Source organism: Spiribacter salilacus, assembly GCF_009649225.1.
Classification (GTDB): Bacteria; Pseudomonadota; Gammaproteobacteria; order Nitrococcales; family Nitrococcaceae; genus Spiribacter; species Spiribacter salilacus.
Genome location: NZ_WJPP01000001.1, coordinates 168909 through 179304, shown reverse-complemented (window position 1 = coordinate 179304; position 10396 = coordinate 168909). Strand labels below are relative to the sequence as shown.

The window sequence follows — 10396 nt, the reverse complement described above, 5'->3', positions numbered from 1 at the left end:
AGCAGGGTCTAGGGAATAGCGTGGAGCTGCCCGTCGGCCAAATTAAGCCGCCTATCCATTCTTGCGGCTACCTCCATATCGTGGGTTACCAGCACCACGCTGGTCGCGTTTTCACGATTAATCTCTTGAAAAAGAGCCAATATGGACTCGGCTGTTTGCCGATCTAGGTTACCGGTTGGCTCATCAGCAAGCAGGCAATCAGGCTGGGTAATTAGTGCCCGCGCAATAGCCACCCGTTGTCGCTCTCCGCCCGAAAGCTCGCCAGGCTTATGCCGCTGTCTTTCAGCCAGCCCAACGCGCGCTAGCATCTGAGTGGCGGCTTGCGTGGCCTGAGCGCCTGCTGTACCGCGAATTAATAATGGCATAGCCACATTTTCTAGTGCCGTAAATTCGCCAAGCAGATGATGGAATTGATAAACAAAGCCCAATCGCTTATTTCGCAATTTACCCCTGGCGGCCGCGCCGAGGGCAGACATTTGCACCCCACCCACAAAGACCTCGCCCGATTCAACATCCTCAAGCCCACCTAGAACATGCAGCAATGTACTTTTACCGGCGCCCGATCGGCCCACAATGGCCACCTGCTCGCCCCGTTGAACGGTAAGCGACATGTTGGCGAGAACATCAACGCTTAATGCCCCTTCTTTGAACGTTTTGTAAACGCTGCGGCACTCAAGGGCTACCGGTTGATCACTCATGCCGTAGGGCCTCCGCAGGCGCAATGCGCGACGCACGCCACGCCGGATAGAGCGTTGCCAGCAAACTCAGCCCAAAAGCCGCCAAGGTAATCCGCCAGACATCATGTAAGCGCAGATCTGAGGGCAGATCATTAATATAATAGACATCGCCAGAGATAAAATCGGCATTAAATAACTGCTCAATGGCCGGCACGATTGTCTCGACATTAAGTGCCAATGCAACGCCTCCTGCGGTGCCGATTAGGGTTCCAACCACGCCAAGTACACTGCCTTGGATAATAAAAATGGCCATGATGGTGCGCGGCGTTGCTCCTAAGGTTCTTAAGATCGCGATATCCGATTGCTTATCTTGAACCGCCATTACGAGGGTAGAAACAATATTAAAGGCCGCAACGCCCACGATCAGCAGCAAAATAATAAACATGACGGTTTTTTCCATTGCCACCGCACGAAAGAAGTTCTGATGCTGCATGGTCCAATCACTAACCAAATACTGCCCTGGCAAACTTAACGCGATATCACGAACTAGCCGCGGTGCCTCCATTAAATCCGCAAATTCCAGCCGTACGCCGGTGATCCCGTCTCTCAAGCGCAGCAGCCGTTGCGCATCGTCAAGATGAATCAGCGCCACTGAGCTATCGTATTGGGCCATATCCACCTCAAATATACCGGCCACCTCAAAGCGCCGGAGACGAGGCAAAATGCCTGCGGCGGTAACCCGTGCTTCAGGCGTAACGACATTGAGTGGGTCTCCAACACCAACGCCAAGGCGCTGAGCAAGGCGGCTCCCAATCACAATTTGATAAGTGCCTGAGCGTAGCTCGTTAATATTACCGGCAATCAGTTGCTCTGTTATTTCTGACACCCGCCCCTCAAGCGCAGGGTCAACACCACGCAAGAGAACCCCGGTGACCTCGCCACCGCGAGTCAACATGGCTTCGCCACTGATAAACGGGGCAGCGCCTAGCACTTCAGGACGCGCTTGGAGCGTATCCACCAGACCGCTCCAATCATTCAACTCGCCATCATAGGCGTTAACTGTGGCATGCGAGACCATGCCTAAAATGCGCTCGCGCAACTCCTTTTCAAACCCATTCATCACCGAGAGCACGGTGATGAGCGCCATCACCCCAATGGCAATCCCCAGCATCGAACTGGCTGATATAAAAGACACAAACCCATCCCGACGCCGTGCGCGGGTGTACCGCAGGCCAATAAAAAGCGGCAGCGGCCTGATCATTTATACCTCTCCAGTAATTGGGTCATATTGTAGAGTTTACCGGTCTGCTCTTTTCGCTTCACGCTTTTCGCAGCGTGGCCGGTTGGGTAGACTTCACGGCCCATGAAAAAACCAACAGAATCGATCGTTCCTTTAAACGCCCTGCCCAAAGAACCGGGCGAGCGTCAACGCTGGCTAAAGCTTAACCGTGACAGCTCGGCGGCCGCTATCGCAGAAGCGGCCCTGCAGCACGATGGGCTGGTACTTGTGGTGACGGCGGGAAGCAGTGAGGCACAGTATATTGCAGACGCTGTGGCGTTTTTTGTGGCCGAGCGCGCATCGGTGGATATTATGCCGGACTGGGAGATCTTGGCTTACGATCTCTTCTCTCCGCATCAAGAGATTATCTCAGCCCGATTAGAGGCGCTTTACCACTTACCAAATCGCCAATCTGGGGTGCTAATTACTCCAACCCCCACGTTGCAGCAGAAAATTGCCCCGCCGTCTTTTTTGCAAGGTGCGATGATCAGTTTTGGCGTTGGTGAGCGTGTAAATATTGAGCGTCTCCGTTCCACACTCGAACAAGCCGGCTATCGTTGTGTTTCTGAGGTTGTGGAGCACGGTGAGTTTGCCGTGCGTGGCTCTTTGTTTGATCTGTATCCGATGGGGGCCGACATTCCTTATCGAGTCGATCTATTTGATGATGAAATTGATTCAATTCGCGGTTTTGACCCAGAAACTCAACGCAGTGGCGAGAAAATTGAGCGTATCGATCTGCTGCCGGCGCATGAATTTCCAACAGATGAAACAGCCATTGCGCATTTTAGACAGAAATTTAGAACTACTTTTGCCGGTGATCCAACAGAAAGTGTGATCTACCAAACGATTAGCGATGGGCATATTCCCAGTGGAATTGAGTCTTACCTCCCGTTATTTTTTGAAGAAACGGCAACGCTCTTCGACTACTTGCCTAACAATACCCTCATTATTCGCGTGGGCGACACCGATACTCAGCTACAAGCGGAGTGGGAGCAGATAAACGAGCGCTATGAACAGCGACGACACGATCGCGCCCATCCGATCCTTCCGCCGGATCAATTATTTATCAATAGCGAACAGGCCCGTGAGGCACTAAGCCGCCACCCTCAGGTCCTAATGCCCACGGAAGACGAGCCGCAAGGCCCCGTTTCACAACAGCGAACGCTGCCCGTCGCCGCGCTCGCTGAAGATCTCACACCGCTAAGCACCACGATCAAAGCGTTCAAGGGGCGTGTGTTATTAACCGCCGAAACCGCAGGCCGTCGGGAAAGTTGGCTGGAGCGACTTCTAGCAGAAGATATTAGGCCAAAAGCGGTTACAGACTATGCTGAGTTTGCGCATTCTGAACACCCGCTTGGCATCACCGTTGGGCCAATAGAATCAGGGTTTTGTGTTGATTCCCCCGCGATGATGATCATTCCCGAAGCTGCTCTATTTGATTTGCGGGTTGAGCAACGAGGCAGGCACAGTAGCGCACCGCATCGTGATCCAGACACCATCATTCGGGATCTGACCGACCTGCACATCGGCTCACCCGTGGTGCACGAGCAACATGGCGTGGGGCGATATCGTGGCCTACAGACGCTTAGCGTTGATGGCATCGATACCGAGTTTTTGCAGTTGGAATATGCGGGTAATGACAAGCTCTATGTGCCAGTTGCTTCATTGCATCTGATTGGCCGGTACACGGGCGCAGATGAAATTGACGCCCCATTGCACCGCCTAGGCAGCGGTCAGTGGGAGAAGGCCCGTAAAAAGGCGGCAGAAAAAGCGCGCGATGTGGCCGCTGAGTTGCTGGACATTAATGCCCGGCGTGCGGCACAACCAGGCATACCCCATCAGGTTCCAGAAGACGAATATGCCCGCTTTGCCGCGCAATTCCCCTTTGAGGAAACCCCCGATCAAGCCGTTGCAATACACGCCGTTTTAACCGATATGCAATCGAGCACCCCAATGGATCGTGTTGTGTGTGGTGACGTCGGATTCGGCAAAACGGAAGTTGCCATGCGGGCCGCATTTGCCGGCGTGCAGTCGGGGCGGCAAGTGGCGGTACTCGTTCCGACTACCTTGCTTGCCCAACAACATTATCAAAACTTTGCCGATCGCTTTGCTGATTGGCCCGTACGCATTGAAGCATTATCGCGCTTTCGCTCTGCAAAAGAGACCGATCAGGTTATTGAAGCCCTTGAAGCGGGCAAAGTCGATATCGTGATCGGTACCCATAAGCTACTACAACGCTCTGTGAAGTTTCACGATCTTGGGTTATTGATCATCGACGAAGAGCAACGCTTTGGGGTTCGACAAAAAGAAAAGCTCAAGGAGTTTAGGGCGACTGTTGATGTGTTAACCCTCACGGCCACCCCAATTCCTCGTACGTTAAATATGTCGCTTGCCGGTTTACGTGATTTATCGATTATCGCCACCCCACCGGCGCGCCGCCTTGCAGTGAAAACATTTGTTAACGAATGGAGCGATGCCACAATTCGTGAGGCCTGCCTGCGTGAGCTGCATCGCGGCGGTCAAGTTTACTTTTTGCATAACGACGTACAAAGCATCGACCGAATTGCCGAGTCACTCGCTGAACTGGTGCCCGAAGCAAGAATTCGTGTTGCGCATGGCCAAATGCGTGAGCGTGAGCTAGAGCGCGTTATGCTCGATTTTTATCATCGCCGATTTAACGTACTGGTCTGCACCACCATCATCGAAAGCGGCATCGATGTGCCTAGCGCCAATACCATCATCATCAATCGGGCTGACCGACTCGGGCTTGCGCAGCTACACCAACTGCGGGGTCGGGTTGGCCGCTCCCACCACCGCGCCTACGCGTATTTAATGGCCCCCTCTAAGCGTAACCTCAGCCCAGATGCTGCAAAACGCCTAGAAGCCATCGCTTCACTAGAAGATCTGGGAATTGGATTTGCTTTGGCGAGTCATGACCTAGAGATTCGTGGTGCTGGCGAGCTACTTGGCGAAGGACAAAGCGGACAGATCCACGAAGTCGGCTTTACCATGTATAACGACTTGTTGGAGCGCGCCGTCAAGGCGCTAAAATCGGGCAAACAGCCTGAGCTCGACATCCCCCTTTCTGCCGGCACGGAGGTTGATCTCCATATACCCGCTCTGCTGCCAACAGATTACCTGCCAGATGTCCACACGCGGTTAACGCTTTACAAGCGGATCGCCAGCGCGCCTAGCCCAGAGGCATTACGTGAGTTACAAGTTGAAATGATCGATCGGTTTGGACTTTTGCCACCCGCGGCAAAAAATCTCATCACCGTGACCCAACTACGCCAGCAAGCGAAATCACTGGGCATTGAGCGAATTGAAGCAGGCCCGGGCGGCGGAGTGCTCAGCTTTGGCGATGCCAACCGCGTTAATGTTGGCGCCTTGGTGCAACTAGTACAGCAAGATCCCGCGGTGTATCGTTTAGAAGGTCAGGACAAGTTACGGTTTCGCTTAGAAACCGAAACGCCCGAACAACGTATCGAGGTGGTGACGACGATGCTCAACGCGATAACGCTTCCTCAGGCCGCTTGATGATCACTCGCGCGGTTATTGCCTTCCTGTTGCTAACGGCCACTACGCTGGCAGGGGCACAGGAGCGCTATCAAATAGAGCTAATTCTATTTACCCAGCCGCCTTTACCGGATGCCCAAGGGGAATTACCCGTAAAAAATCCGCCCCCCTTCCCTGCTGAGATTGCTTGGCCGCTTCGTCAGCCCAACACACTAGGCGTTGGCCCCGAGGCGTTGCCGTCAGACCAACATCGGCTAACGGGGGCGGCTAATCGGCTTAGAAACCAACCGGGATACCAAGTTATCTGGCATGAAGCATGGCGGCAGTCATTGCGCGGCCCAGCATCCGCGCCAACCGTTAGCCTGCCTCTTGAGCTTCGCTCACTGGGTATTGAAGGGCGTATTCGGGCCTATCAATCGCGGTTTTTACACCTTGAAACCGATATTCGCTTAACAGATCCGACTGTTTGGCGATTACATGAAAGCCGCCGAATACGGCCCTCAGAGGTGCATTATCTGGACCACCCATTGCTAGGCATTATTGTGCGGATAGACCCCGCACCAGCGCTTGAAGAAGCTGCCGAACAGCAATCATTCCAGTAGCAAGCGTTTGCTCGATGTCTGCCATAGTAATGGGCTTTCCTTCGTTTAACCCAGCTGCGCGGTTAACGACTAGCGCGCAAGTTGCGTAAGGCAGATCTAGCTCTCGGGCAAGGACAGCTTCAGGCATTCCCGTCATGCCAACAATGGTGCAGCCATCGCGCGCCATTCTTTGAATTTCCGCTGCACTCTCAAGGCGGGGGCCTTGGGTTGCACCATAGCATCCATCGGTGTGTACCGGCGTTGTTAACGGCCGTGCGGCTTGGATCAATTGACCCCGCAACAGAGCATCATAGGGCTGTGTAAAATCGATATGCCTGACGGGGTCGCCCTCAAAGAAAGTGGCTTCTCGCCCCGATGTATAGTCAATTATCTGCTCGGGTATCACCAGGTCACCGGGATTTAGGTTGGCGTCTATACCGCCCACCGCCGCAATCGCAGCAACCTGCGTGGCTCCCGCTTTTTGCAACGCCCAAAGGTTTGCCCGATAGTTAATGCGGTGTGGGGGGATGGTATGTCCATGACCATGCCGAGCCATAAACATCAACGGAACGCCAGCAAGATGCCCTCGAACAACCGGGCCGGAAGCCTGCCCATAGGGCGTGTGCACCATTTCTCGGTGATCGATGACCAAATCAGCAAGTTGCGTTAGGCCCGTGCCGCCAATCACCGCCAAAGGCATTGCCTAATCCTCGTCGTCTCGATGCGCCGCATAAATCCCATCTAAATTGCGTAAATAGCCTTTGTAATCCATTCCAGCACCAAAAACATAGCGCTCTGGCACGGTCACGCCAATAAAGTCAGCCACCATGCCTGGCTCGCGCCGCGGGTTGGGTTTATCTGCCAGCACGGCCGTGTAAACCGCCTCCGCGCCCTCTTCCCGACAAGCGTCTAAGAGGCCTTTAAAGGTATGTCCCTCATCGAGAATGTCATCAACCAACAGAACCGTTCGCCCCCGCAGCGGCGTTTGCGGGCGCGCAAGCCACACCAATTCACGCCCAATTGTCGATTTGTGATATCGAGTTGCATGAATGTAATCGAGCTCAAGTGGGAATTGCAGATACGGTAGCAAGCGCCCTAGCGGGACGATCGCTCCAGTCATTACGCCAAGAACCAATGGCTGAGTGGCTGAGAGCTTAGCGGTAATTTCCGCAGCTAATCGCTCAATTCCCGCCGCTACGGCAGCGGCATCATGCAAGCACTCAGCACGCGCAACAACACCAGAGAGCTCGTCTTCCGTTAATGCAACGCCTTGGGGCATGAGGGGGTTCCTTTGTTTGACTTAAACCACTCAGTTTAGACTTTGGCGTGTAAACGCACCAGTCTGAGCGAAGACTCAGGCGATGGAGACGGGATGTGGCTTAGGTAGCGATCAATTTCCCGTCCTGTATTCCCAACAATCGCCATATCACATCCCGCGCCGAGCGCGGCTTTGATGCGCTCCATTAAATTGCCGGCCGACGCAGCCCCTTCCATTTCTAAGTCATCCGAGAAAACGGCGCCATTAAATTGAAGCTCCCGTCTGAGTAGTTGCAGCCAGCGAGCAGAAAACCCCGCAGGAACAGGATCGATGTTGGGAAAGACCACATGCGACATCATGATGGCGGCAAGCTGATTATCGATCATCCGACGAAAAGGGATCATATCTTGCTGGCGAAGATCCTCTAACGATCGGTTATCAACCGCGGTTGCGTGATGTGAGTCGGGTGCCACGCCGCCATGCCCTGGAAAGTGCTTACCCACACAGACCATGCCGGCAGCACGCACACCCCGTTGCCATGCTAAGGCAAGCGCACTAACTTGTTCGGGCGTTGAGCCAAAAGACCGATCTCCAATGACTGAGCTGATTCCATAATCGATATCCAAAACCGGTGCAAAGCTCAAATCAATACCACACCCGAGTAATTCTTTTGCCATTGTCTGCGCTGTTGCGGTTGTCTCGGCCAGCGCTTGTTGAGCGGATTGGGCGTAGTCTTGCGCTAGCGCGCGAGCGCTTGGCAACTCGGTAAATCCCGTTCGAAAGCGTTGTACCCGCCCCCCTTCCTGATCAACCGCGATGAGTAATGGGGGTTGGCGTAGGGCCCGAATTTCAGCTGTCAGATCAGATAGTTGCTGTGGATTTTGATAATTCCGTTTAAACAGCAAAACACCCCCTACCGCAGGGTGGCGAAGGCGCTCAACTTCCTCACCCAAGAGCGTGGTGCCAGCAATCCCAAGCATGAGTGGCCCTGGCAACATGCTATGCCCCCTCTACTATCCGCACGAGCGTGCCTGTGCCAATTAAATCAAATAAGGCAATGACCGCATCGTTGCCCATCCGTATGCATCCATGCGAAATCGGCTGCCCTAAGGGAGCCTCATCCGGACAGCCATGGATATAAATAAACCGCGACAGCGTATCAACTTGACCGCCGCGATTACGCCCTGACTCTAAGCCCGTTAACCACAGCACCCGCGAGAGTATCCAGTCTCTATTGGGAAAGGCCTTATGCAAAGTTGGAGTATGAATCTCACCAGTCCAGCGGCGGCCAACAAATACGGCGCCCCGGGGGGCCGTTGCACCAATTGCCAGCCGAACACGATGCCAACCGCGTGGCGTGCCGCCCGATCCCCTAAGCTCGCCTGCCCCCGCCTTTCCGGTGGCAACCGGCCAGTTACTTTGCGGATTATTGCCTTGGTATAATGTGAGTGTTTGCTCAGCTAGGCTGACCAACACCCAGTTCTGCTGAGTCACATCCATGCAACGATGATACCCTAGCGTTTTTTAATTCACAGGCAATAGGAGCGCGCTGCGGCATGAAACGTCTTGTTCTGCTTCGTCATGGGCAAAGTCAATGGAATCTCGAGAACCGATTCACCGGTTGGCATGATGTAGACCTTACCGATCAAGGCCGAGCGGAGGCAAAGCAAGCCGGCGCCCTCTTGCGCGACGCTGGGATATTACCTGAGGCGGTGTTCACATCCGTTTTAAAACGGGCCATTAGAACTGCCTGGATTGCCCTCGATGAGCTAGATCGACTTTGGATTCCAATGACCAAAGACTGGCATCTTAATGAGCGCCACTACGGCGCCCTGCAAGGTCTTAACAAGGCAGAAACGGCGGCGAAGTATGGTGATGAGCAGGTGCATATCTGGCGTCGTAGCTTTGCCACCCCTCCCCCTGCGTTGGAGGGAAATGATGAGCGCCATCCTTGCCATGATCCGCGCTATCAAAATCTAGATACTGAGATCTTGCCGGGCACTGAGTCACTTAAAGATACGCTAGCCCGGGTTCTTCCTTACTGGGACACCACATTGGCTCCGCAGCTAAAACACTACGACACCCTGCTCATAGCCGCGCATGGCAACAGTTTACGCGCGCTGGTTATGCATCTTGAAGGTCTATCAGATGACGAGATTATGGGCGTTGAGATTGCAACAGGTGACCCCTTGGTCTTTGAGCTGGATGACCAGCTTAATGTCTTAAAGCGCTACTCGTTGCGGGCCGAGTCATGAGCGAGCTTACCCACCTCAATGCCCGTGGCGAGGCTCACATGGTAGATGTTGGCGATAAGGGGAGTACGCATCGGGTTGCTATCGCTGAAGGACATATCACCATGCAGCCAGCCACTCTAAGCGCATTAGAGGCAGGCGATCTTAAAAAAGGCGATGCACTTGGTACCGCACGCATTGCTGGCATTGCCGCAGCAAAGCGAACTTGGGAGCTTGTGCCCCTATGCCACCCGCTTGCGCTCACGCACATCGAAGTCACACTGTCTCCAAGGCAGGATTTGCCGGGGGTGAATTGTTTAGTTCAGGCAGAAACCCGAGGGCAAACGGGAGTCGAAATGGAAGCGCTAACGGCGGTTCAGGTGGCGTTGCTCACCGTCTACGACATGTGCAAAGCCCTCGATCGCGGGATGACGATCGAGGGGGTGTGTTTAACCCACAAGCGTGGGGGCCGCTCCGGTGACTGGTCTCGCTAACTTGTTGCGGCGTTTACCTTGGCTGCATAGATGAAGTCGTTCTCATGCAGGCCACCAATTGCATGCGTGTAGATTTCGACTTCACAGTAGCCCCAGCTAAAGCGAATTTCTGGATGATGATCTTCTTGCTCGGCCACATCGCCCGCCACATTGGCAATGGCTTGGGCCTCTGCAAAGTTACTCGTTTTAAATCGTCGCGAAATACGGGTTGCATCGTCGCTTAGCACCCATCCCGTGGTTTCAGCCAGCATGGCCTCGGCCTGAGCACGATCCATCGGATCAATGCCGCCACGACATGGGGTGCAGTGTTTCTCGGTCAAGCTCATAATCAGTCCCTAAACTTGCTATCGTGGACTGATC

At 54.1% G+C, this 10396-nt stretch carries 11 protein-coding genes; 4 read left to right on the top strand and 7 right to left on the bottom strand.

What is annotated here, in order from left to right; translation table 11 throughout:
- Positions 1 to 8: 8 nt before the first annotated feature.
- Positions 9 to 698 carry a lipoprotein-releasing ABC transporter ATP-binding protein LolD gene (gene lolD, locus GH984_RS00925; RefSeq protein ID WP_153718343.1) on the bottom strand — a complete coding sequence of 230 codons (690 nt, stop codon included), beginning with the start codon at positions 696 to 698 and terminating at the stop codon, positions 9 to 11.
- Complete coding sequence (locus tag GH984_RS00920) at positions 691 to 1938, bottom strand: lipoprotein-releasing ABC transporter permease subunit (RefSeq protein ID WP_153718342.1); 1248 nt, start codon at positions 1936 to 1938, stop codon at positions 691 to 693. Before GH984_RS00920 ends, lolD begins: the two co-directional genes overlap by 8 nt.
- 102 nt (positions 1939 to 2040) lie before the next feature.
- Between GH984_RS00920 and mfd the strand changes: the two genes are divergently transcribed.
- Together mfd and GH984_RS00910 are read left to right on the top strand one after the other, a co-directional pair.
- Entirely contained in the window at positions 2041 to 5493 is a 3453-nt protein-coding gene (gene mfd, locus GH984_RS00915; protein ID WP_153718341.1) for a transcription-repair coupling factor, read from the top strand.
- Entirely contained in the window at positions 5493 to 6074 is a 582-nt protein-coding gene (locus tag GH984_RS00910) for a CsiV family protein (protein ID WP_153718340.1), read from the top strand. The genes mfd and GH984_RS00910 overlap by 1 nt, the downstream gene beginning before the upstream one ends.
- Here the strand turns inward: GH984_RS00910 and GH984_RS00905 are convergent.
- From GH984_RS00905 to GH984_RS00890, 4 genes are read right to left on the bottom strand one after another with little or no spacing between them, the layout of a single operon-like run.
- On the bottom strand, positions 6010 to 6753 hold the full coding sequence (locus GH984_RS00905) for an S-methyl-5'-thioinosine phosphorylase (protein WP_153718339.1): 744 nt from the start codon (positions 6751 to 6753) through the stop codon (positions 6010 to 6012). The two genes, GH984_RS00910 and GH984_RS00905, sit on opposite strands and share 65 nt — an antisense overlap.
- A 3-nt stretch (positions 6754 to 6756) precedes the next feature.
- Positions 6757 to 7332: a hypoxanthine-guanine phosphoribosyltransferase gene (locus tag GH984_RS00900; protein ID WP_153718338.1), complete on the bottom strand. Its 576-nt coding sequence runs from the start codon at positions 7330 to 7332 to the stop codon at positions 6757 to 6759.
- 35 nt (positions 7333 to 7367) lie between these two features.
- Positions 7368 to 8309 carry a beta-N-acetylhexosaminidase gene (nagZ, locus tag GH984_RS00895; RefSeq protein ID WP_253939075.1) on the bottom strand — a complete coding sequence of 314 codons (942 nt, stop codon included), beginning with the start codon at positions 8307 to 8309 and terminating at the stop codon, positions 7368 to 7370.
- Position 8310: 1 nt separating this feature from the next.
- Entirely contained in the window at positions 8311 to 8811 is a 501-nt protein-coding gene (locus GH984_RS00890; RefSeq protein WP_153718337.1) for a L,D-transpeptidase, read from the bottom strand.
- A 56-nt stretch (positions 8812 to 8867) separates the two neighbouring features.
- Between GH984_RS00890 and gpmA the strand changes: the two genes are divergently transcribed.
- Complete coding sequence (gpmA, locus tag GH984_RS00885) at positions 8868 to 9566, top strand: 2,3-diphosphoglycerate-dependent phosphoglycerate mutase (protein WP_153718336.1); 699 nt, start codon at positions 8868 to 8870, stop codon at positions 9564 to 9566.
- The gene (moaC, locus tag GH984_RS00880; protein ID WP_153718335.1) at positions 9563 to 10036 is read left to right on the top strand and encodes a cyclic pyranopterin monophosphate synthase MoaC; all 474 of its coding nucleotides are present in this window, start codon (positions 9563 to 9565) and stop codon (positions 10034 to 10036) included. Before gpmA ends, moaC begins: the two co-directional genes overlap by 4 nt.
- On the opposite strand, the gene GH984_RS00875 is transcribed toward moaC, so the two are convergent.
- Complete coding sequence (locus GH984_RS00875; protein WP_153718334.1) at positions 10033 to 10362, bottom strand: 4a-hydroxytetrahydrobiopterin dehydratase; 330 nt, start codon at positions 10360 to 10362, stop codon at positions 10033 to 10035. The two genes, moaC and GH984_RS00875, sit on opposite strands and share 4 nt — an antisense overlap.
- Positions 10363 to 10396: the final 34 nt, after the last annotated feature.

Bases quoted from the DNA above. Each gene is read 5' to 3' on its own strand.
- lolD (WP_153718343.1), bottom strand. From the start codon at position 698: ATGAGTGATCAACCGGTAGCCCTTGAGTGCCGCAGCGTTTACAAAACG.
- GH984_RS00920 (WP_153718342.1), bottom strand. From the start codon at position 1,938: ATGATCAGGCCGCTGCCGCTTTTTATTGGCCTGCGGTACACCCGCGCA.
- mfd (WP_153718341.1), top strand. From the start codon at position 2,041: ATGAAAAAACCAACAGAATCGATCGTTCCTTTAAACGCCCTGCCCAAA.
- GH984_RS00910 (WP_153718340.1), top strand. From the start codon at position 5,493: ATGATCACTCGCGCGGTTATTGCCTTCCTGTTGCTAACGGCCACTACG.
- GH984_RS00905 (WP_153718339.1), bottom strand. From the start codon at position 6,753: ATGCCTTTGGCGGTGATTGGCGGCACGGGCCTAACGCAACTTGCTGAT.
- GH984_RS00900 (WP_153718338.1), bottom strand. From the start codon at position 7,332: ATGCCCCAAGGCGTTGCATTAACGGAAGACGAGCTCTCTGGTGTTGTT.
- nagZ (WP_253939075.1), bottom strand. From the start codon at position 8,309: ATGTTGCCAGGGCCACTCATGCTTGGGATTGCTGGCACCACGCTCTTG.
- GH984_RS00890 (WP_153718337.1), bottom strand. From the start codon at position 8,811: ATGGATGTGACTCAGCAGAACTGGGTGTTGGTCAGCCTAGCTGAGCAA.
- gpmA (WP_153718336.1), top strand. From the start codon at position 8,868: ATGAAACGTCTTGTTCTGCTTCGTCATGGGCAAAGTCAATGGAATCTC.
- moaC (WP_153718335.1), top strand. From the start codon at position 9,563: ATGAGCGAGCTTACCCACCTCAATGCCCGTGGCGAGGCTCACATGGTA.
- GH984_RS00875 (WP_153718334.1), bottom strand. From the start codon at position 10,362: ATGAGCTTGACCGAGAAACACTGCACCCCATGTCGTGGCGGCATTGAT.